This is a genomic window from Streptomyces sp. NPDC101152 (assembly GCF_044768275.1).
GTDB lineage: Bacteria > Actinomycetota > Actinomycetes > Streptomycetales > Streptomycetaceae > Streptomyces.
Genome location: NZ_JBIWPO010000003.1, coordinates 204819 through 226156, shown reverse-complemented (window position 1 = coordinate 226156; position 21338 = coordinate 204819). Strand labels below are relative to the sequence as shown.

The following is a 21338-nucleotide window of genomic DNA, read 5'->3' as shown; positions in this document are numbered from 1 at the left end:
GGGCAGGGCATTTCAGTCCCGCTCGCCCTCCTCGCCCGCGCCCGTCGCCGCCGCGGCCGGGCGGCGCGGCAGCCGGGGCCGCAGCAGCCGCAGCCACACCAGGACGAGCAGGGCCGCCGTCGCGGCGAACGGCAGCACCGCGCCGAGGGCCACCGCCAGCCACCGCAGCATCGCCAGGAAGGCGTGCCAGCCGCCCGCCAGCGCGTCCACGAAGCCGGGGTGGTCATGCTTCGCGGCCGCCTTCGCCGGTGTCTGGGACAGGGACAGCGTGATGGAGGCCATGCTCGTACGGTCCTTCAGGGACGCCTGCTGGGCCAGCAGGGACTCCAGGTCGGCCTCCCGGTTGCTCAGCTCGCCCTCCAGCTCGACGACGTCGCTGAGCTTGGTGGCCCGGTCCATCAGCGCGCGGACCCGCGCCACGCTCGCCTGCTGCGACTTCACCCGGCTGTCGACGTCGACGACCTGGTCGGTGACGTCCTCGGCCTTCGCCGTCCGGTCGATCAGCCTGCCCGCGCCCTGAAGGCCGGCGAGCACCTGGTCGTAGCGGTTCACGGGCACGCGCAGCACCACGCGCGTGTGCTCGTGGCCCTCCGTGTCCCGGCTGGTGGTCTCGTCGCCGACGTAGCCGCCGGCGTCCTCGGTGGTGGTACGGGCGTCGGCGAGGGCCTTCGGCACGTCCTTCACCTGCACGGTGAGGGAGGCCGTACGGATGATGCTGCTCCCGGTGAGGCGCGGCGTCCGCGTCGGGCCGGCGCCGCTCGCGTCCTTGGCGCCGCTCGCGGCCCGCGCGCCGCCGGGGGCCACCGCCTTCGCGCCGCTCTGTGCGGCCGCGCCACTGTCGGAGGTGGAACGGCCGGCTTCCTTGGCGGAGCCGCAGCCGGTCAGCGCGAGCGCCGCGGCCAGCAGGAGCCCGGCCAGGGCCGGGACGGGTCGTACGGAACGTCGTGCGTGCATGTGGGCGTACCCCCGGGGTGGTGACGACTGACGGTCCTTCGACGCCGGGAGGGTGCGGGAGGTTTGGACCGGGCGGTTCCGATGAGGTCACGGTCGGGACTCGTGAAGGACACCGGGCCGCGGGCGGGTTGTCAGAGGGGTCTGAGAGGCTGGGGGCATGCGTGAAGTGGAGAGTTCTGCGGGTACCGGCGGCGCCGGTCACGTGATCGTCGTCGGAGCCGGGGTCGCGGGGCTCGCCGCCGCCCACCGGCTGCTACGGCGGGGCGCGCGGGTGACGGTGCTGGAGGCCTCGGACCGCGTCGGCGGCAAGCTGCTGCCCGGCGAGATCGCCGGCGCGCGCGTCGACCTCGGCGCCGAGTCGATGCTCGCCCGCCGGCCGGAAGCGGTCGCCCTGGCCCGCGAGGTGGGCCTCACGGACCGCCTCCAGCCGCCGGCCACCGCGACGGCCTCCCTGTGGACCCGTGGCGCCCTGCGCCCCATGCCCAAGGGCCACGTCATGGGCGTGCCCGGCACCGCGGCCGCCCTCTCCGGCGTCCTGAGCGACGAGGGCCTGGCCCGTGTCGAGCGCGACGCAGACCTGCCGCGCACGGAGGTCGGCGACGACGTCGCGGTGGGGGAGTTCGTCGCGGCCCGCCTCGGCCGTGAGGTCGTCGACCGCCTCGTGGAGCCCCTGCTGGGCGGTGTCTACGCGGGCGACGCGTACCGCATCTCGATGCGCTCGGCCGTCCCGCAGCTCTTCCAGGTCGCGCGGACGCATACCTCGCTGACGGAGGGCGTCCGCGAGATCCAGGCGAGGATGGCGGCCGGCCGGCAGACGGGCCCGGTGTTCATGGGCATCGAGGGCGGCATCGGCACCCTCCCGCTCGCGCTCGCCGATTCGGTGCGCGCGGCGGGCGGCGTCGTCCTGACCGGGACGCCCGTGCGCGAACTGCGCCGCGTGACGACGGACGGCCCCGACGGCGCGGGAGCCGGACCGGAGACCTGGCGGGTCGTCGCCGGGGACCGGGTGCTGCACGGCGACGCCGTCGTCCTCGCGGTTCCCGCACCGGCCGCCGCCGCTCTGCTGCGCGCCGACGCCCCGGCGGCCGCCGCGGAGCTCGCCGCCGTCGAGTACGCCTCGATGGCCCTGGTCACCCTGGCCTACCGCCGCTCCGACACCGCCCTGCCGGAGGGCAGCAGCGGCTTCCTGGTGCCGCCGGTCGACGGCCGCACCATCAAGGCGTCCACCTTCGCCTCCCAGAAATGGGGCTGGGTCGCCGAGGAGAACCCGGACGTCCTCGTCCTACGCACCTCCGTCGGCCGGTACGGCGAGACGGAGATCCTCGAGCGTGACGACGCCGGCCTGGTGGACGTCTCCCGCCACGACCTGAGGGCGGCCACCGGCCTGGACGCCACTCCGCTCGAAACCCGCGTCACCCGCTGGACCGACGGTCTGCCCCAGTACCCCGTCGGCCACCACGCGCGCGTGGCCCGCATCCGCGAGCACGTCGCCAAGCTGCCCGGCCTCGCCGTGTGCGGCGCCCCGTACGACGGCGTGGGCATCCCGGCCTGCATCGCGAGCGCGTACGCGGCGGTGGACCAGATCCACGGCGATCTGAGCGGTGTGCAGGAGCTCACCGCCCACCCGGTGCAGAGCCTGCACGGCGGAGCGGGAGAATAGCCGCATGAGTGACGACGCCCCCACCACCGAGGCAGCCAGGATCCCGAACAAGGGCAAGCTGGCCAAGGACCTCAACGAGGTCATCCGCTACACCCTGTGGTCCGTCTTCAAGCTGAAGGACGTGCTCCCCGAGGACCGCGCGGGCTACGCCGACGAGGTCCAGGAGCTGTTCGACCAGCTCGCCGCCAAGGACGTGACCATCCGCGGCACCTACGACGTCTCCGGCCTGCGCGCGGACGCCGACCTCATGATCTGGTGGCACGCGGAGACCAGCGACCAGCTCCAGGAGGCGTACAACCTCTTCCGCCGCACCAAGCTGGGCCGCGCGCTCACGCCGGTCTGGTCGAACATGGCGCTGCACCGCCCCGCCGAGTTCAACCGCTCGCACATCCCGGCGTTCCTCGCCGACGAGACGCCTCGCAACTACGTCAGCGTCTACCCCTTCGTGCGCTCCTACGACTGGTACCTGCTGCCCGACGAGGACCGCCGCCGCATGCTCGCCGACCACGGCAAGATGGCCCGCGGCTACCCCGACGTCCGCGCCAACACGGTCGCGTCCTTCTCCCTCGGCGACTACGAGTGGATCCTCGCCTTCGAGGCCGACGAACTGCACCGCATCGTCGACCTCATGCGCCACCTGCGCGGCTCCGAAGCCCGTCGGCACGTCCGCGAGGAGGTCCCGTTCTACACCGGCCGCCGCAAGGACGTCGCCGAGCTGATCGCGGGCCTCGCCTGATCAACTGCCGACCTGCCTGGTCGGCTCGGGTGCCGCGTGCGGGGCGCAGGCCGCGTGCCGCACCGGCAGGCGGCCCGCCAGCAGGTAGGCGTCCAGGTAGCCGTTGACGCACGGGTTCGGCCCCTCGGCGATCCCGTGCGACCCCGCGTCCCGCTCGGTCACCAGCACCGCGCCGGACAACCGCCGCTGCAGCTCGAGCGCCCCCTGGTAGGGCGCGGCGGCGTCCCGTTCGGCCGCCAGGATCAGCGTCGGCGGCAGCTCACCGGGCCCCGTCCGCACGTCGAGCGCCCGCTGCCGCGGCGCGGGCCAGTACGCGCAGGGCAGGTTCGTCCAGGCGTTGTCCCAGGTCTCGAACGGCGCCACCCGCGCGAGCCGCGTGTTGTCCCGGTCCCAGACCCGCCAGTTCGTCGGCCAGGGCGTGTCGTTGCACTCGACGGCGGTGTACACCGCGTCGCTGTTCTCCACCTCGGCCGCCGCGTCCCGCACCGGCGCCGCCTGCTCGACCAGCGGCTTCGGATCGCCCCGCAGATACGCGGACAGGGCCTCGGCCCGCTGCGGCCAGTAGTCGTCGTAGTACCCCGCCGTCAGGAACGCCCCCCGCAGCTGCCCCGGCCCCACCTCGCCGCCCGCCGGCTCGGCCGCCAGCCGCGCGCTCGCCCGGTCGTAACTGTGCTGCACCGCCTCCGCCGTGCTCCCCAGCCCGTACACGTCGTCGTGCGCCGCGATCCACTCCCGGAAGTCCGCCCAGCGTCCCTCGAACGCGGCCGACTGGTCGAGGTTGTTGCGGTACCAGACCTGTTCCGGGTCCGGGTTCACCGCGGCGTCGAACACCATCCGCCGCACATGGGTGGGGAACAGGGTGGCGTACAGGGCTCCCACGTAGGTGCCGTACGACGCCCCCATGAACGTCAGCCGGTCCTCCCCGAGCGCGGCCCGCAGGACGTCCAGGTCGCGGGCGTTGTTGAGCGAGTTGTAGTACCGCAGATCGCGGCCGGCCCGCTGGGCGCACCCGCGCGCGTAGCTCTCGGCCCGTGCGATGCGCTCCTTCTTGTACGACTCAGAAGGGTGCGCCGGGGCCGGCGAGGGGCCCTTGAACAGGTGCCGGGGGTCCTGGCAGGACAGCGGCGCCGAACGCCCCACCCCGCGCGGGGAGTAGCCGACGAGGTCGTACGCCGCGCCGAGGCGCTTCCACTGCGGCATCAGACCGACGAGCGGGAAGTACAGACCGTCGGCGCCGGGCCCGCCGGGGTTGTAGACCAGGGCGCCCTGCCGGGGCACCCGGCGCTTGCTGTTGCGCGGGTCCCGGTGCGTGGCCCGCACCCGGCTCACGGTGAGCCTGATCTGCCGGCCGCCGGGGGCCGCGTAGTCGAGCGGCACGGACACCGTGCCGCACTCCAGGCCGCCGGGCATGTCCTGGCCGCCCGAGCACGCCCCGAAGGCGACACCGACGGCCCGGGCCCGCGCGGCGGCCACCGCCGTACCGCGCAGTTGTGCCGCGTCCGGGGTGACGGCGGCACCACCGGCCGGCGCCGCGGCGAGGGCGGTCAGGAGCAAGGACCCGGCGGCCGAGTAGAGGGCGGCTGCTCTCATCGCGTATCCCTTCGGTGCACAGCGGCGACAAAAGGGATGTTTCGTTCGACGGTCGGCGAAGGCAAGCACCGCCGAGCGGGTGTCGTCCCCCGTGCCCCCGGTGCGCCCCCGACGAGCCGTTCACGCCCGAAAGGCAGTCCTAGGGCTGGTCGCGGTGTGCGAAGGCGGCCCGCAGGTCCGGTTCGCCGATCGCGCGGACGCCGCGTACTGCGACGGTGGTCAGGTACGTGCCGTCGTCGCCGTAAGGGGCGCGCCGGGCCAGGGTGCCCAGCAGGCGCTGGCCGGCCGGGGAGGCCCAGCGGGAGTAGGGGTGCGCCTCGACGCGGGCTATGGCCAGGCAGCTCAGGTTCAGCGCGAGCGGCAGCGCGAACCAGAGGGCGACCAGGCCGCGCGGCATGTCCGGGTGCGCGGGGACGAGGAGCCCGGCGGCGCCCAGCGCGAGCACGGCGAGCGCGGCGAGCCGGACCTGACGCACCCCGGCCGCGACGGTGGTGCGGGCGCCGGCCGGCACGGCCAGGCCCGCGCGGACGAGGCGGTCGCCGAGGCTGCCCACCGCGGCCGCGGAGGCCGCGGCGGCGCGGACCGGGGCGATGCGGTTCTGTCCTTCCGGGCCGATGGCCCCGATGACGGACTGCTCCATCTCGTCCCGCCCGCGCGGGTCGACGACCGTCGCCCAGCCGGTGTGGGCGAGCAGCAGCCGGCGCTGCCGGGCCATGGAGACCATGGTCAGATCGGCGACCCGGCGGGGGCCGCCGGAGAGGAACGCGGCCTCGTAGAGCGTCAGCTCACGCTGCACGGGGTCCGGATCGGCGCCCGCCGCGCGTACGGCGGCCAGGCACAGCCGGGTACACGCCGTGCCGGTGACGGCCCAGGCCAGCAGCAGGAGGAGGACCCAGAACATGCCGCGTTTCTATGCCAAAGGGCCTGTCGAACGCCATGCCTTGTTCACAATCCGGACGGAGCGTTGTCGGTATGTGACGTTCCGGATGTCCTGAACAGGTCTACTGCGGCGGCGGGCTGGACTCGGCCGGCGGGAGGCTGTAGGTCGCGGACGGCGACGGGACGACCGGAGTGGCCGGGCTCGGGTTCGTCGTCGGACCGGGCGGGGCGGGGGAGTTGACCAGCGGGGGTGTGCTCGCCATGGCCATGTCCTGGGCGAGCGCGTCCCAGTTCACGAAGCCCGTCGCCTCCAGGGCCTTGATGTGGTCCAGCACCGTCGTGTTGGCGTCGTCGGCGAGGGCGCGCACCAGCGAGTTGCGGGTGGTCGCGCGGACCTGGGCGACCAGGGAGAACACCTTGCCGTGTGCGAGCCGCGTGATGTTCACGAACTGGCGGTCGTAGTCCACGCCCTGGGCCGCGTTCAGGGTCGTGAGCCACTGCCGCTGCTGTGCGGTGGGCTCGTTGGGCAACTGGAGCCCGAGCTTCGCGGCGACGTCCCGGACCCGCTGGTCGAGAAAGGTGTGGCCGTCGACGAGGTGCTGCCCGGCCGTCCGTACCGCCTGGGTGGTGCCCTTCTGTTCCGCCTCCTGCCCGGCGGGCAGCTCCCACAGTCCGGCCAGCCGGACCTTGGTGACGAAGTCGCGGTCGAGGGCGGAGAGGGGGCCGTAACTCGTCGACACCGTCTCGGCGTTGAGCACGGCGACACCGGTTCCGGAGCGGTCGGCGTAGGTCCAGACCGGGAAGATCAGCGCCAACAGGGTCGCCGTCAGACCGGTGATGATGATGCCGGTGCCACTGACGATGCCTCGGCCTTTGACGGGTGGTCGCGGTCGCATGGTGCCTCCTGACTGCGGCACCGCACGCTGGTCGGTTTCGGGTGCGGGATTGGCATGTTACTGCGTGGTGTTGTGCGTCTCCCGCGAGAAGGCAAGGGGGCGAAATAGGGATGTTATGGGGCGTAAGGGAAGTGAACGGGAGGGAAATTCGGTGGCAAATACGAACGAACCGGGTCTGGGGCGTGTGCCCGGTGGCCCTTGTGTTAGCCCCGGCACACTCGACCGCTCAGCGGTGCAGCAGCACCCTCCGGGCCGCCCGGGCCATCCGCTCCGCCGGCCGTGACCGGGGCGCCGGCCCCGACCGCTCGAGCCACCACGCCCGCAGCTCCCGCCGCACCCGTCCCTCCGGGAGCCGCCCCGACAGCAGCAGGTGCTCGGCGAAGTCCAGCGCGTCCCGGCGGTAGCCGCCGGTCATCGGATGCCCGGTCGCGTAGGCGAGGAACGCGGTCCGGTACGTCGCCCCGAGAAGCTCCGGCAGCCGGGGCGCGACCTTTCCCACGACGTCGGCCCGCTTCCCGGCGAGCGCCCGCGCCTGCACCCCGAGCCGCGCCCGGTCGAAGCCCTCGGGCACGGGTGTCCCGGCGACGAGCGCGGACAGCAGGGCGGCCTCGGCGAGGCCGAGCCGCACGCGGGCGGCGTCCGGGTGAGCGGCGGACGCCGGAGCCGGACCGGGCGGCTCGGGGGAGGTGGCGCCGCCCATGGGCTCCTCGGTGATCGCCGCTGTCACCGCCCCAGCGCCCGCCGATGTCACCGCCACCTCCTCCGACCCCGCCCATACCGGCTCCGACCCCGCCCGTCCTTTCTCCACGGCCGCCCCGATGGCGGCCAGCTCCCCCTCCAGCACTCCCGGCTCCGGGAAGTTCTCGTCCCGCTCCAGGAGGACTCCCGGCAGGGACACCCGGGAGGCCAGGTCGGTCAGGATGTCCAGGACCGCCGGGGGCACCGGGTGGGCGTGGCTGTCGTGCCAGACGCCGTCCCGTTCGAAGCCGCCCGCGACATGGACGTACGCCACGGCCTCCAGCGGAAGCCCGGCGAGCGCCTCGGCCGGGTCCTCGCCCCGGTTGACGTGGTTGGTGTGGAGGTTGGCCACGTCGATCAGCAGCCGCACACCGGTGCGGTCCACGAGGTCGTACAGGAACTGCCCCTCGGTCATCTCCTCGCCCGGCCAGGAGATCAGCGCGGCGATGTTCTCCACCGCGAGCGGCACCGGCAGCGCGTCCTGCGCGATCCGGACGTTCTCGCACAGCACGTCCAGGGCGTCCCGGGTGCGCGGTACGGGCAGCAGGTGGCCGGCCTCCAGCAGGGGCGAGGCGGTGAGCGGACCGCCCGCCCGTACGAACGCGATGTGCTCCGTGACCAGCGGCGATCCCAGTGCCTCGGCCCGCTCGGCGAGTGCGGCGAGCCGACCCTCGTCGGGTCGGTCCGCGCCGCCCAGGCCCAGCGAGACACCGTGCGGGACCACCGTCACCCCACGGGCCCGCAGCCGCAGCAGCGACTCGGGAAGGTGCCCCGGACACACGTTCTCGGCCACGACCTCGACCCACTCGATGCCCGGCATCCGCTCCACGGCGCCGGCGATCTCCGGCCGCCACCCGATGCCCCTGCCCAGTCGCTCCATGATGATCCCCTCCCTGCCCACGCCGTGCGGAACGTGACGGGGGTATGGCCCCGGCACCAGGGCCCGAACCGCGCCCCACCCACCTTCAGAGCAACATTTGAGGTTCCGCCCGCCCCGCCCCGTTCGAACGCCCCGCTCACCGCAGCACACCCGCCGAGTCCACCGGGTCCGGCCGCCCGGTGTTGACGGTGCCCGGCTCGCCCGGCGACGGACGCGAGGTCACCCCCACGTCCCCGCTCGGCCCGGCAGCGGGCGCCGAGGACGCCACCTGACCGGGCACGGGGGCGGGCGGGCCGGTCGGGCTCGCCGTGGTCCCGGCCACCGCGTCGTTGGCGATCGCGTCGAAGTCGACCTTGCCGGTCTTCTCCAGGACCGTGATGTGGTCGAGCACGGTCTGGTTGGCGTCCGAGGCAAGCTGCCGTACGAGCGTGTTGCGGGTCGTGTTCCGGACCGTGCCGATCGCCGGGAAGATCTTGCCGTGCGCGGACCGCAGCAGGTTCACGAACTTGTACTCGTACTCCGCGCCGCTCGCCGCCGACATCTCCCGCAGCCAGCCCTGCTGCTGCTCGTTGGGCTGGTTCGGCAGCTCCACGCCCAGCTGGGCGGCGACGATCCGCACCCGCTTGTCGAGGTCGGTGTGACCGACGATGAGGTGGTCGCCCGCCTCCTTGACGGCCTGGCTCGGCGCGCGCTGCAGGGCCTGCTGCCCGGCGGGCAGCTCCCACAGCCCGGCCAGCCGCACGCGCACTATCAGGTCGCGGTCGGAAGCGGTCAGCGGGCCCCACTGGGTGTTCACGGTCCCCGCCGCCACGTTCGCCTGGCCGGTGCCCGACCGGTCGGCGTAGGTCCACACCGGGAACGCGAGCGCGCCCACGGTGGCGACGAGAGCCGCGACGATGAAGGCAGTCCCGTTGATCCGCATACCCTGCACAGCCCCTCCCGGGTGACACCGACTCGATGCCAGGAGTTACGGGAGGGGCGGCCGCGTTGTTCAAGCGCCGGCCAACAAACTAAACGGACGGCAAAGTGGCGCGCCCGCTCGCTGTCACCGCAGCGCGGGGTGGTCGGCGACCACGGTGCACGAGCCGGGCGCGATCTCCGTGAACCCCGCGTCCCGCACCAACGGCAGCCCACTGCCGGTGAGCCGGTCCCAGCGCACCGGATCGGCGGTCCGCACGGCGAGCGGGAACCCCGCGTCCCGCCAGGCCGCCCGCTCCTCGTCCGACAGTTCCCACCAGGCGAGTTGAGCGCCGTGCCCCGCCTGCGCCATGGCCTTGCCGGCGGACATGTCGAGCTCCGGGTTCAGCCACAGCACGGGCTGCGACGCGTCGGCCGGCACCGGCGGCTCCGGGTCCTCCAGTTCGGTGCCGGACACCTGCAACCTCGCCAGGTCCTTGGGCCACCCGTCGAGCGGGACCGGCGGGAAGACCCGCACCTCGGCCGACTTGCCGGTCACGGTGATCCCGGCCAGCGCCTCGGCCCGCCGCCACTCGGCCCCCCGGGCCCGCCGTACGACTTTCCGGATCCGGGCGTCCTGCCACTCCCGCATGACCTGGGCCCACTCACCGTCACCGAGGGAGCGCTCGTCGCCGAGCATGACGAGCACGGCCCGGGCGGCCGTCTCCAGAGCGTCCGTACGGGCGGGCGGCGCGGCCTTCTCCACCCGCACGACGAGGGGCAGCACGAACTGCGGAGCCTCGTCGCGGGCGGTGCGCTCGGAGCGAAAGGGGCTGTCACCGGGTGGTGTTGAATCAGGGCTCACACCGGGCAACTCTAAGGGGAGCGAGGAAAAGACCTCATGCAGCTGCACAACGTCGGCCGCCGCTACGGTCTGCGCGGCCCCTGGATCCTGCGGGACATCGACCTCGCGTTGGCCCCCGGCACCCTCACCCGGGTGGAAGGCAGCAACGGCACCGGCAAGTCCACCTTGCTGCGCGTCCTCGCCGGCATCGACGCCCCCACGGAGGGCAGGGTCACCGGCCGCCCACGGACCGCGTACGTCCCCGAGCGCTTCCCGGCGGCCCTTCCGTTCACCGCCGTCGGCTACCTCACCCACCTGGGCACCGTCCACGGCCTGTCCCGGAGCGCGGCGACCGCGGCGGCCGGCCGGTGGCTGGAGCGTTTCGGCGCGGCCGACCTCGCCCGCACGCCGATGGCCGAGCTGTCCAAGGGCGGCAGCCAGAAGGTCGCGGTCGCCCAGGCCCTCCTCGCCGAGCCGGAGTTGCTCGTCCTCGACGAGGCCTGGACCGGCCTGGACGGTGCGGCCCGGGCGGAACTGGAGCGAGTGGTGGCCGAGCGCACCGAGGCCGGTGGCGCGGTCGTCTTCGTCGACCACGACCCGAGCCGCCTGGCGGGGGCACCCGACGCCACGTACACGGTCCACGAGGGGCGCCTCGATCGCCGTACGGAGGAGCACGGGCCACCCGCAGGCCCGCGGGTCGTCGTGGAGGTGCACGGGCCGCCGCCCGCGCATCCGCTGGCCACCGTCACCGAACTCGGGCCGGACCACCACCGGCTCACCGTCCCGGCCTCGCACTCGGACGTCGTCCTGCGGGCCCTGCTGACGGCCCGACCGCCCCGGCACGTGGTGAGCGTGCGCACCCTCGACGAGGACACCCCCGGATGACCGCCCTCCTGCGCTACCAGACCGCCCTCCTCGTGCGCTCCCAGCGCTGGCTGCCGCCGGTCATCCTCTACGCGGCGTTCCTGGCCGTCGGCGTGCAGAGCGGCCAGCCGATCCTCGACTCCCTCGGCTACACCGCCGCCGCGCTGCTGCCGGTCGCCGCCTGGCTGGTGCGGGTGTGCGTCACCGTCGAACCGCCCGCGGCACGCGCATGCGTGGCCGCCGCGTCCGGACCAGGGAAGGCCCAACTGGCCCGTCTGCTGGTGGCCCTTCTCGCCGCGGCGTCGATCGGTGCCGTCGCGGTCGTCGTCGTGACCCTGATCAGTGACCCGGCGAGCACCGAGCACCACACGCGCGTGGCCCGGCTCCCGGCCGCCGCGGCCGGACTGCTCGCCGCCCTGGCCTGCGCCCTGCTCGGCGCGGCGGCCGGCGCGCTCACCAACTGGCCGGTGCTGCGCTCGTCCGGCCGGGCGGTCCCGGCGATGCTGCTCGCGGCGCTGCTGTCGGCGGTGGCGACGGGCTCGCCGGCCCAGGCGGCGGTCGGCGGCCTGGTCGCGGGCTCGCGCTCGGGCACGGTACCCCTGCCCCTGCTGCCCCTGGCCGGTGCGTTCGCCCTCGCGGCGGCGGCGACCGCCGTGACCTGCGTCCTCACTTCCCGCCGCTCACCCTGAACAGGCGGTGCGCTGGGCCTCCTGCCATTCGCACCGGGGGCACAGCGTGATCCCCTTGTACGACTCCGGGTACTCCGTCGGCTCCCGGCACAGCACACTCCCCCACTCTCAACTTCGTCCGAGCGGGGGGACCCCCATCGCATACGGCGGACCCTCCGCCCTCGGCGGCCTGGTGGCGTCGGCGATCGTGCAGTACTCGTCGCTCATGACTCCAGCGTAGGTCGCTCCGGCGTCACCCGGACGGGCGGTCAGATGTCCCGCCGCTCCAGCGGCCTCGTCGCCGGGCCCTGGACCACCTTGCCGTCCGTGTCGAAGCGGGAGCCGTGGCAGGGGCACTCCCAGGCGCGTTCGGCGGAGTTGAAGGCGACCAGGCAGCCCAGGTGGGTGCAGCGCGGGGAGACGGCGTGCAGAGTGCCGTCGTCGTCGCGGTAGACGGCGACCCGGTCGTGACCGGCGCGGACCACGGCGCCCTCGCCGGGCGGCAGGGACTCCAGCGGCGGCGCCGGACGCAACCGGTCGCCCACGAAGTGCCGGGCCACCTCGGCCTGCGTCTTGAGGAACGCCGGCGCCTCACGCACCGCCGTGCGCAACCGGCGCGGGTCGTACAGCTCGCTCCACGCGCACGGCTGCCCGAGGATCTGTGCGGTGAGCAGCCGGCCCGCCATGATGCCGCCGCTCAGCCCCCAGCCGCCGAACCCGGTGGCGACGTAGGTGTGCCGGGCGCCGGGGTGCAGCGGACCGACCATCGCCACCGTGTCGGTGGGGTCGTTGTCCTGGGTGGCCCAGGAATAGGTGAGGTCGGCGTCCGGGAAGTGGTCCTCGGCCCAGGCGGCCAGGTGCTCGAAGCGGACCCGGGTGTCGCCGGTGCCCGGGGTGAAGTGCTCGCCGGTGACCACCAGGAGGCGCCGCCCGTCCTCGTCGTACGGCGCCGTCCGCACCGACCGGGTGCCCTCGTCCGGCGTGATGTACATGCCGTCGGGGTCCCGGTCGGCCGGGAGGGGCCCGGCGACGACCAGTTCGCGGCGCGGGGAGAGGCGGGTGAACAGCAGGGCCCGGTCGAAGATCGGGTAGTGCGTGGCGACGACCACGTCCCGGGCGTTCACCGTCGCGCCGGACGCGGTCGCCAGCCGGCACGGCTCGCCCTCGTCGAGACCGGTGACCGTCGTGCGCTCATGGATCCGTCCGCCCCGGCGCACCAGGTCGTCGGCGAGCGCCAGCAGGTACTTGCGGGGATGGAACTGCGCCTGCCCGGTCACCTTCACCGCTCCCGCCACCGGGAACGGCAGGCCGGTTTCGGTCGTGAAGGACGCCGGCAGCCCCGCCTCCCGGGCGGCCGCCGCCTCGGCCCGCAGTTCGTCCACACGCCCCGCGTCGCAGACGTAGGTGTAGGCGCTGCGGCGCTCCCACTCGCAGTCCACGCCCAGTTCGTCCGCGACCTCGGCGGCGTGCTCGATCGCCTCGCTCTGCGAGCGCGCGTACAGCCGGGCGCCCTCGGGACCCCGGGTGCGCCGCAGCTTGTCGTAGACGAGGGTGTGCAGGGTGGTGAGTTTCGCGGTGGTGTGGCCGGTCACGCCCGCCGCGACCCGGTCGGCCTCCAGCACCGCGACCGAGCGGCCGGCCCGCGCCAGTTCCCACGCCGTGCTCAGCCCGGCGATCCCGGCGCCGATCACGGCGACGTCGACCGTGATGTCCTCGGTGAGGGTCGGGTGCTCGGGGCCGGGGGCCGTCCGGAGCCAGTACGAGGCGTGCTGGTCGTCGTTCATGGTGGCCGGGTACCCCGCCGGGACCTGCTCAGTGTTCCAGGAGTCGTTTGCGGCACTCGGCCACGTCGAAGTCGGGCTCGGGGTACCGCGGATCCAGCGCCCGGAGGTGCTCGAGGAGCAGCCGGGCCACCGCCCAGTCGCGGTACCACTTGCGGTCGGCCGGGATCACGTACCAGGGGGCGTGCGGGGCGGAGCAGCGGTGCAGGGCGATCTCGTACGCCTCCTGGTACGCGGGCCACAGCGCGCGGTCGTCGATGTCGCCGGGGCTGAACTTCCAGCGCTTGTCGGGACGGTCCAGGCGCCGCAGCAGGCGGCGGCGCTGCTCGTCGAAGGAGATGTGCAGGAAGCACTTGACGACGGTGACGCGGTCGTCGGTCAGGCGCTGCTCGAAGCGGTTGATCTCGTCGTAGCGGCGCTCGATCTCGTCGCGCGGGGCGAGCGCGCGGACCCGGGGGACGAGGACGTCCTCGTAGTGCGAGCGGTCGAAGGCGCCGATCTCGCCGGGCCGGGGCAGCTCCTTCTCGACGCGCCACAGGAAGTGGTGCTCGCGCTCCTCGGGCGTGGGCGCCTTGAAGCCCACGGTCCGGCAGCCGGCCGGGTTGAAAAGCCCGACGACGTGCCTGACGGTGCCGCCCTTGCCGCTGGTGTCCATGCCCTGCAGCACCAGCAGCACCCGGCGGCGGTCCCCCGTGGTGCCGGCCGCCCACAGGCGTTCCTGGAGTTCGGCCAGCCGCTTGCCCATGCGGGCGGTGTCCGCGCGGCCCGCCGCCTTGTCCTGCGGGCCCGCGGGGCCGGTCCGGGTGGCGTACTCGGTCAGATCCGGATGCTCGCCGCCGGGGACCCGCAGCAGCTTCCGCAGGTCCATCACGTCCTGCTGTCTCTTTCCGGCCTTGGCCACGGGAGTCTCCGTTCCGGGTCAGCGGCCGTAACGGCCGGTCAGGGTGCCCGCGGCCAGGGTGTGGCCCCTCAGCGCGTGCGCCAGGTCGTCGGGCGAGGCGGCGGAGGACAGGGCGCGGTCCACGGCGTACGCCGAGAAGACGTAGTGGTGGGGGCTGTGGCCCCGGGGTGGGCAGGGGCCGCCGTAGCCGGGCTTTCCGAAGCCGTTGCGGCCCTGGATCGCGCCGTGCGGGGCTCGGCCGACGGGCCAGTCGGTCTCCTTCGGGGACGCGTTCCACAGCAGCCAGTGGACGAAGGTGCCGTGCGGGGCGTCGGGATCCTCGACCAGGAGGGCCACGGTGGCGGTGGCGGAGGGGAGGCCGGAGAGGGTGAGCGGGGGTGAGACGTTCTCTCCGTCGCAGGTGAAGCGGCGGGGGATCGTGCCGCCGTCGGGAAAGGCGGGGCTCGACAGGGTGATGCGGCGGGCGGCACCGGGGTCGGGCGCGGACGAGGCCCCGCCGTCGTGTCCGCAGCCGGCGGCGAGCGCCACAGCCGCCAGTGCGGTGACGACGACGAGCCTGCGCTGCATGCAGGGAACGCTAGCGGCGTGCGGCGGCCCCTGCCAGCCGTGCGTCACGTCCCGAGTTGGTGGTCCTGCGGATGCTCCTGGGCCTTCTCCAGGAAGCGGAGCAGTTCGACGGGGAAGGGGAGCACCAGGGTGGAGTTCTTCTCCGCCGCCACCGCCACGATCGTCTGCAGCAGGCGCAGTTGGAGCGCGGCCGGGGTGTCCTCCATCTGCTGGGCGGCCTCGGCCAGCTTCTTGGAGGCCTGGAGTTCGGCGTCGGCGTTGATGATGCGGGCCCGGCGCTCACGGTCGGCCTCGGCCTGGCGGGCCATGGACCGCTTCATCGTGTCCGGCAGCGAGACGTCCTTGATCTCCACGCGGTCGATCTGCACGCCCCAGCCGATGGCCGGGCTGTCGATCATCAGCTCCAGGCCCTGGTTGAGCTTCTCGCGGTTGGAGAGCAGGTCGTCGAGGTCGCTCTTGCCGATGATCGACCGCAGTGACGTCTGCGCCATCTGCGACACGGCGAACTTGTAGTCCTCGACGTTGACGAGCGCGGCCGCCGGGTCGACGACCTTGAAGTAGACGACGGCGTCCACCCGCACCGTCACGTTGTCGCGGGTGATGCCCTCCTGGGCCGGGATGGGCAGCGTGACGATCTGCATGTTGACCTTGCTGAGCCGGTCCACGAAGGGAACGATCATCGTGAACCCGGGCCCGCGTACGTCACCGCCGAGCCGCCCGAGCCGGAAGAGCACCCCGCGTTCGTACTGCTTGACGACACGCGCCGCGGCCGCCAGGTAGACCACTCCGGCGGATCCGACCGCCACGGCCGCCGCCACCAGCTCAGGGAGCATCACGACCTCCTCAGTGAGGTCCTTTTGTCTGCTCCTGCAACGATATGCCCGGTGGCTGGTCCCCGGCCATGACGGACCGGTGACCAGCCACCGGGGTGCCTACGCGGTGGTCACCCGCACCGGCTCGGTGCCGACCGCGGTGTGCCGCTCGGCCCAGTTCTCCAGCGCCGTACGGCAGGCGTGGTCCAGGTGGTGCAGACCGGAGAGGTCCAGCTCCACCGGGCGGTCCTGGGGCAGCGCCTCCAGGCTGTCGAGGATCTTGGGCAGCCTGAGGAAGGTCGCGTTGCCCATGAGGTGGACCTGGATGGGGCCGGCGCCCTTGTCGACGATCTCGGTCTTCAGGTGCGAGGCCTCCCAGGCGGTCTTGGCCACGGACAGGGCCAGCCCGATGAGCACGCCCTCGAACATGTTCACCGCGACGATCGACACGGCCGTGACCACGAGGATCAGCGCCTCGCCCCGGTGGCCGCGCCACAGCGTCGAGATCTGGCGGAACGGGATCAGCTTCCAGCCCGCGTGCACCAGGATGCCGGCCAGCGCCGGGATCGGGACCAGAGCCAGGGCGGACGGCAGCGCGGCGGCGAACAGCAACAGCCAGACGCCGTGCATCACCCGCGAGGCCTTGGTGCGCGCGCCGGCGTTGACGTTGGCGGAGCTGCGCACGATCACCGCCGTCATCGGCAGCGCGCCGAGCAGGCCGCACACCGTGTTGCCGACGCCCTGGGCGACCATCTCCTTGTCGTACTCGGTGCGCGGACCGTCGTGCAGCCGGTCCACGGCCGCCGCGCTGAACAGGCTCTCGGCGGAGGCGATCAGCGCGAACGCGACGATCGTGCCCCAGATCGCAGGGCTGGCCAGCTCACCGAAGGCGTCCGTCCCCGGCACCTGGACGACGCCGAACAGGCCCTCCACGGTGACGGTGGCGACCGGCAGGCCCAGGGCGAGGGTGGCGACCGTGGCCAGGACCACCGCCGCGAGGGCGCCCGGCACGGACCGCACCGCCTTCGGCACCCGCTTCCACAGCACGATCACGGCGATGGTGCCCGCGCCGATCGCGAGCGAGGCCAGGGCCGTGCTGCTGCCGAGCGCGTCGACGACGGCCCCCGGCAGACCCGCGATCTTGCCGAGGCCGGTGCCCGGTGCCTTCAGGCCCGCCGCCGCGTAGATCTGCCCGGCGATGATCACCAGTCCGATGCCGCAGAGCATGCCCTCGACGACGGAGACGGATATCGCCCGGAACCAGCGGCCTATCTTGAGGAAGCCCATGGCGAGCTGCAGCAGACCGGCCACCAGCACGATCACACCGAGCGTGCCCACGCCGAACTCGCTGACCGCCTCGAAGACCAGCACGGTCAGACCCGCGGCCGGCCCCGAGACCTGGAGGCTGCTGCCCGGCAGGAACCCGGTGACGAGGCCGCCCACGATGCCGGTGACCAGGCCCAGCTCCGCCGGGACGCCGGAGGCGACCGCCACACCGACACACAGCGGCACGGCGACCAGGAAGACGACTATGGAGGCGAGGAAGTCCTGCCTCAGACAGGGGTACTTGGAGGTCAGGGTCGTCATCGCGGCGCTCACAGGGCCTTGAAGACGTCGGTGGCCGGATCGTGCGCCCGCACGGCGCCGGTGTGGACCTCGTAGAACCAGGCGTGCAACGACAGCTGGTCGTCCTTCAGCTTCTTCTCGATGTACGGGTACGAGCGCAGCCGCAGCAGCTGCGTCAGGACGTGGCTCTGCACGCCCTCGGCCACGGTCGGGTCCTCGACGGTCCCGGACGGACGCGGGGTGGCGCTCGCGAGCCAGTCGCGCACGGCCGGTACGGCGTCCAGGTCGTCGCCGCGCACCAGCGCGCCGACGGCGCCGCAGTGCGAGTGCCCGCAGACCACGATGTCGCGCACGCCGAGGACCTCCACCGCGTACTCGATGGTGCACGCCTCGCTGGTGGGGTGCTCGGAGGTGTAGGGCGGGACGATGTTGCCCGCGGTGCGCAGCTCGAAGAGCTCGCCCGGGCGGGCGCCGGTGATCAGGGCCGGAACGACCCTGGAGTCGGAGCAGGTGATGAACAGCACCTGCGGGGACTGGCCTTCTGCGAGTTTGGCGAACTCCTCAGGGCGCGAGCCGAACGAACGGGCGTTGTCGATGAGGGGCTGCATGATGTGGTGACTCCTCCTGGCGCGCCGTGGGGGGCGCGTCGGTGTGGGCAGGACAGGATGGGGGGAACTGCGCTGTTCTGCTCGGCTCCCTCAGCAGCGGAAGACCTGAAGTGCCGCCGGGGAGCGGGATGTCGAGTGTCTCGACAGGTGAACGGCGCCGGGCGCGACCGGTTCATGGACGGACGCCGGGTCCTCGGCCAGCAGTTGGCGCTCGGGTTCCTCGGGCGCGCATCCGGTGTTCACATGACGGTCGCGGGTGCGCAGGGGACCGGTCGGGTCCCCGGACGGACCGCAGCGGCCGGGCGTGGCGGACTCGTCACGCAGTACCTTGCCGGAGAGTTGGGTTCCGGACAGGCCCTTGGCCACGGCGTGACGAGCGGTGTGCGCGGCTGCGAAGGGTGCGGTCGGAGTGAAGAACTGGAGGGCGAGCAGGGCCGCCGCGAGGAGGGCCAGGGCGGCCCTGGCCGTCGTACCTCGGAACATGCGCCCCCCTCCGTGCCCTTCGTGCCTCTTGCGTCGACCAAAGGGTGGTCAACGACTGGTCAAGAGACACCGTAACCCGAGGATGCCGTTTGCAGGGTTAACTCTACGTTTCGAGCCGAAGAGAGCCTGAATAGCGTCGGTGGGTTGGCGTGATCCAGTGCCCCGGCACTAATGGCCGGCGACGAGGGACTTGCCGTCCCGGGCCAGTGCGGTGAGCCGCGAGATCGCGCGGAAGTACTTCTTGCGGTAGCCGCCGTTCAGCATCTCCTCGCTGAACAGCCGGTCGAAGGGCAGGCCCGAGGCCACGACCGGCACCTCACGGTCGTAGAGCCGGTCCGCGAGGACCACCAGGCGCAGCGCCGTCGCCTGGTCGGGCACGGGCTGCACATCGGTGAGGCAGACCGCCCGCAGACCGTCGGTGAGCGCGCCGTAGCGGCTCGGGTGGACCGTGGCGAGGTGCGCGAGCAGGTGCGGGAAGTCGTCGAGCGAGGCGCCCTCGGTGGCGTACGCCGCCTTGGTCACCTGCTCGTCCGCGTACGGCGCCGGTGCCTCGGGCAGGCCGCGGTGGCGGTAGTCCTCGCCGTCGATGCGCAGGGCGCGGAAGTGGGCGGACAGACCCTGGATCTCGCGCAGGAAGTCGGCGGCGGCGAAGCGGCCCTCGCCGAGCTTGCCGGGCAGCGTGTTGGAGGTGGCGGCGAGCGCCACGCCGGCCTCGACCAGACGGCCGAGCAGGGTCGAGACCAGGACGGTGTCGCCGGGGTCGTCCAGTTCGAACTCGTCGATGCACAGCAGCCGGTGGCCCGAGAGGGTCTTCACCGTCTGCTGGAAGCCGAGGGCGCCGACCAGGTTGGTCAGTTCCACGAAGGTGCCGAAGGCCTTGAGCGCGGGCTCCGCCGGGGTGGCGTGCCAGAGGGAGGCGAGCAGGTGGGTCTTGCCGACGCCGTAGCCGCCGTCGAGGTACACCCCGCGCGGGCCGGCCGGGGTCTTCGGCGCCTTGGCCCTGCCGAGCCCGAACAGGCCGCGCTTGCCGCCGCCGACCGCGTGCGCCCCGCCGAGACCGCCCGCGAAGCCCTCCAGGATCCGTACGGCCTCGGTCTGGCTGGGCTGGTTCGGGTCCGGTATGTAGGTGTCGAAGCGCACCGAGTCGAAACGCGGGGGCGGCACCATCTCGGCCACCAGGCGCTCCGCGGGGACGTGCGGCGCACGCGCGCACAGGGACACCGGGGACGCGTCGGCGATCGGGCTGAGGCCGGGAGCGGAAGGGGAGGACGACACGGTTACCCATGCTAAGCGTCGTGGAACACTGCACGACATGCGACGCCTGTTCCCTGTGACCGACCAGACAGAGCCGACGACCTCCGGCGCGGGGCCCGCCGGGCCGGACGACCGTGACTGGAGCCTCGCCGAACTCGCCGCCGCCTACGCCTATCCCGAGTCGGCCTCCGGTGGGCAGCGCGTGCCCTTCCTGCGGGCCAACATGGTCTCCACGCTGGACGGGGCCGCGCAGCACGACGGGAGGTCGCAGCCGATCTCCAACGCCACCGACATGCGGATCTTCGGCACACTGCGAGCGCTGGCGGACGTCGTGGTCGTCGGTGCGGAAACGGTACGTCAGGAGGGGTACCGCCCGGCCCGCGTGCGAGCGGAGTTCGAGCCGGTGCGGGAGGCGGCCGGGCAGGCGCCGGTGCCGGCGATCGCGGTCGTCACCGCCGGTCTGGACCTGGACTTCTCCCTGCCGCTGTTCACCTCGCCGGTGGTGCCGACCCTGATCCTCACCGGTGCCGCGGCCGCTCCCGACCGGGTGCTGGCCGCCGAGAAGGCGGGCGCGCGGGTGGTGATCGCCGGGGACGGGGTCGGCGTGGAGCCCGCCCGTGCCGTACGGGCCCTCGGTGAGCTCGGTCACACACGGCTGCTGACCGAGGGTGGGCCGCGGCTGCTGGGGCAGTTGGTCGCCGCGGGGGTGCTGGACGAACTGTGCCTGACCGTGGCCCCGATGCTCACCGCGGGGGACGCCCAGCGGATCGCCGGGGGGCCCTCGGTCGCGGTTCCGCATCGGTTCGCTCTGGTGTCCCTGCTCGAGGAGGAGGGGTTTCTGTTCAGCCGCTACCAGCGGAGCTGACATTCGATCATCGGTACCGCCGGTCCCGAAATCGGCGGAATGTGCCGTTCCGCTTGCCGTGCGGTGGGCACACTGAATCTCGCAGTCCCCGTGAGATCACGGGGCAGGATGGTTTCCGCAGAAGGGGCGCCCGGTGTTCACAAGCGTATTGATGATCGAGAAGGCCCTGACGTCCGCAGACGTGGAGTTCGTCACCGGCTTGCACGGCGACGAGGAGGTCGCCTTCCACGTGCTGCTCCAGCCCCGCGGCGACCAGGCGGACCGCCTGCTGCGGGCCATCGACGACGTCGCGCTCGGCGAACTGGACGAGGCGGCGCGCGAGGGGGCGACCCCCGAGGGGGAGGAGGCGAAGAGTTTCGGGGAACGCGCGCTGGAGGTGTCGTTGCAGGCCCTGCAGGCGTCGGGCAGCGCGGCGGAGGGCCGTCTGATCGAGGACCATCCCCTGGACGCCCTCAAGGCGCTGGTCGGCGAGATCGACGCCGACGAGGTCATCGTGCTGACCGACCCCCACTACGTGGAGGAGTTCTTCCACCGGGACTGGGCGTCCCGGGCCCGCCACAAGGTGGGCGTACCGGTACTGAAACTGTTCTCCCACAGCAAGGCGTAGCCGCTGCCGCCTACCGCTGCCGCTGGGCTGAGCCGGTCGCCGCGCCGGGTGCGCAGACGCACCGCAGCCCCACGGTGACGCGGGGCCCGCGCCGCCGGCTGGCGCCCGCTGGAAGCCCCCGCTGCCCGGATGGGTTCGTGCCGTGACGGGTCGCGCTCGCGCGGCGCAGGCGCGTGCCGCCACGGGTTCCGCGCCGCTGGATGACGCCCGCTGGGCGCCCCCTGGCCCGTGAGCGCTGCCCGGACGGGGTTGTGCTGTGGCGGATGGTGCCCGTGTGGCGTGGCAGTC

General features: G+C 73.2%; 21 protein-coding genes and 1 pseudogene. 6 read left to right on the top strand and 16 right to left on the bottom strand.

What is annotated here, in order from left to right; translation table 11 throughout:
• Positions 1-12: 12 nt before the first annotated feature.
• Positions 13-954: a DUF4349 domain-containing protein gene (locus ACIRVK_RS05625; RefSeq protein ID WP_404244114.1), complete on the bottom strand. Its 942-nt coding sequence runs from the start codon at positions 952-954 to the stop codon at positions 13-15.
• 157 nt (positions 955-1111) lie between these two features.
• Here ACIRVK_RS05625 and hemG point away from each other — a divergent pair, with 157 nt between their 5' ends.
• Positions 1112-2614, top strand: coding sequence for a protoporphyrinogen oxidase (hemG, locus tag ACIRVK_RS05620; protein WP_404244113.1), 1503 nt, complete (start codon positions 1112-1114; stop codon positions 2612-2614).
• A 4-nt stretch (positions 2615-2618) separates the two neighbouring features.
• Positions 2619-3350, top strand: coding sequence for a hydrogen peroxide-dependent heme synthase (gene hemQ, locus ACIRVK_RS05615; RefSeq protein WP_404244112.1), 732 nt, complete (start codon positions 2619-2621; stop codon positions 3348-3350).
• Here hemQ and ACIRVK_RS05610 read toward each other — a convergent pair whose 3' ends face one another.
• The 6 genes from ACIRVK_RS05610 to ACIRVK_RS05585 all read right to left on the bottom strand — a co-directional run bounded on the left by ACIRVK_RS05610 (position 3351) and on the right by ACIRVK_RS05585 (position 10095).
• Positions 3351-4940 (bottom strand): alpha/beta hydrolase, encoded by a 1590-nt coding sequence (locus tag ACIRVK_RS05610; protein WP_404244111.1) that lies wholly within the window; start codon positions 4938-4940, stop codon positions 3351-3353.
• A gap of 139 nt (positions 4941-5079) precedes the next feature.
• Positions 5080-5841, bottom strand: coding sequence for a TIGR04222 domain-containing membrane protein (locus tag ACIRVK_RS05605; protein ID WP_404244110.1), 762 nt, complete (start codon positions 5839-5841; stop codon positions 5080-5082).
• A 100-nt stretch (positions 5842-5941) separates the two neighbouring features.
• The gene (locus ACIRVK_RS05600; RefSeq protein ID WP_404244109.1) at positions 5942-6715 is read right to left on the bottom strand and encodes a DUF4142 domain-containing protein; all 774 of its coding nucleotides are present in this window, start codon (positions 6713-6715) and stop codon (positions 5942-5944) included.
• A gap of 226 nt (positions 6716-6941) precedes the next feature.
• A complete protein-coding gene (locus ACIRVK_RS05595; protein ID WP_404244108.1) occupies positions 6942-8333 on the bottom strand; it encodes a DUF692 domain-containing protein in 1392 nt (463 codons plus the stop codon).
• Between the two features lie 136 nt (positions 8334-8469).
• A complete protein-coding gene (locus tag ACIRVK_RS05590; RefSeq protein ID WP_404244107.1) occupies positions 8470-9255 on the bottom strand; it encodes a DUF4142 domain-containing protein in 786 nt (261 codons plus the stop codon).
• 123 nt (positions 9256-9378) lie between these two features.
• Positions 9379-10095, bottom strand: a complete 717-nt coding sequence (locus ACIRVK_RS05585; protein WP_404244106.1) for a peptidyl-tRNA hydrolase — start codon at positions 10093-10095, stop codon at positions 9379-9381.
• Between the two features lie 36 nt (positions 10096-10131).
• On the opposite strand from ACIRVK_RS05585, the gene ACIRVK_RS05580 reads away from it, so the two are divergent.
• Together ACIRVK_RS05580 and ACIRVK_RS05575 are read left to right on the top strand one after the other, a co-directional pair.
• Positions 10132-10959 (top strand): ATP-binding cassette domain-containing protein, encoded by an 828-nt coding sequence (locus ACIRVK_RS05580; protein ID WP_404244105.1) that lies wholly within the window; start codon positions 10132-10134, stop codon positions 10957-10959.
• Positions 10956-11627, top strand: coding sequence for an ABC transporter (locus ACIRVK_RS05575; RefSeq protein WP_404244104.1), 672 nt, complete (start codon positions 10956-10958; stop codon positions 11625-11627). The genes ACIRVK_RS05580 and ACIRVK_RS05575 overlap by 4 nt, the downstream gene beginning before the upstream one ends.
• Here the strand turns inward: ACIRVK_RS05575 and ACIRVK_RS05570 are convergent.
• From ACIRVK_RS05570 to zapE, 9 genes and pseudogenes are all read right to left on the bottom strand, one after another.
• Positions 11619-11834 (bottom strand): annotated as a pseudogene (locus tag ACIRVK_RS05570) (hypothetical protein). The gene ACIRVK_RS05575 and the pseudogene ACIRVK_RS05570 overlap by 9 nt on opposite strands.
• A 41-nt stretch (positions 11835-11875) precedes the next feature.
• Positions 11876-13390: an FAD-dependent oxidoreductase gene (locus tag ACIRVK_RS05565; RefSeq protein WP_404244103.1), complete on the bottom strand. Its 1515-nt coding sequence runs from the start codon at positions 13388-13390 to the stop codon at positions 11876-11878.
• A 28-nt stretch (positions 13391-13418) separates the two neighbouring features.
• Positions 13419-14255, bottom strand: coding sequence for a PPK2 family polyphosphate kinase (locus tag ACIRVK_RS05560; protein WP_404244258.1), 837 nt, complete (start codon positions 14253-14255; stop codon positions 13419-13421).
• A 51-nt stretch (positions 14256-14306) separates the two neighbouring features.
• Positions 14307-14855: a YbhB/YbcL family Raf kinase inhibitor-like protein gene (locus ACIRVK_RS05555; protein WP_404244102.1), complete on the bottom strand. Its 549-nt coding sequence runs from the start codon at positions 14853-14855 to the stop codon at positions 14307-14309.
• A gap of 44 nt (positions 14856-14899) precedes the next feature.
• On the bottom strand, positions 14900-15688 hold the full coding sequence (locus tag ACIRVK_RS05550; protein WP_404244101.1) for a slipin family protein: 789 nt from the start codon (positions 15686-15688) through the stop codon (positions 14900-14902).
• A gap of 99 nt (positions 15689-15787) precedes the next feature.
• Complete coding sequence (locus ACIRVK_RS05545) at positions 15788-17254, bottom strand: SulP family inorganic anion transporter (protein ID WP_404244100.1); 1467 nt, start codon at positions 17252-17254, stop codon at positions 15788-15790.
• 8 nt (positions 17255-17262) lie between these two features.
• Positions 17263-17841 carry a carbonic anhydrase gene (locus tag ACIRVK_RS05540; RefSeq protein ID WP_404244099.1) on the bottom strand — a complete coding sequence of 193 codons (579 nt, stop codon included), beginning with the start codon at positions 17839-17841 and terminating at the stop codon, positions 17263-17265.
• A 90-nt stretch (positions 17842-17931) separates the two neighbouring features.
• Positions 17932-18324, bottom strand: a complete 393-nt coding sequence (locus ACIRVK_RS05535; RefSeq protein WP_404244098.1) for a hypothetical protein — start codon at positions 18322-18324, stop codon at positions 17932-17934.
• Positions 18325-18492: 168 nt separating this feature from the next.
• Positions 18493-19599, bottom strand: coding sequence for a cell division protein ZapE (zapE, locus tag ACIRVK_RS05530; protein WP_404244096.1), 1107 nt, complete (start codon positions 19597-19599; stop codon positions 18493-18495).
• A 37-nt stretch (positions 19600-19636) separates the two neighbouring features.
• Here zapE and ACIRVK_RS05525 point away from each other — a divergent pair, with 37 nt between their 5' ends.
• Positions 19637-20443 carry a pyrimidine reductase family protein gene (locus ACIRVK_RS05525; RefSeq protein WP_404244095.1) on the top strand — a complete coding sequence of 269 codons (807 nt, stop codon included), beginning with the start codon at positions 19637-19639 and terminating at the stop codon, positions 20441-20443.
• A 151-nt stretch (positions 20444-20594) separates the two neighbouring features.
• Positions 20595-21050 carry an indole-3-glycerol phosphate synthase gene (locus ACIRVK_RS05520; protein WP_404244094.1) on the top strand — a complete coding sequence of 152 codons (456 nt, stop codon included), beginning with the start codon at positions 20595-20597 and terminating at the stop codon, positions 21048-21050.
• Positions 21051-21338: the final 288 nt, after the last annotated feature.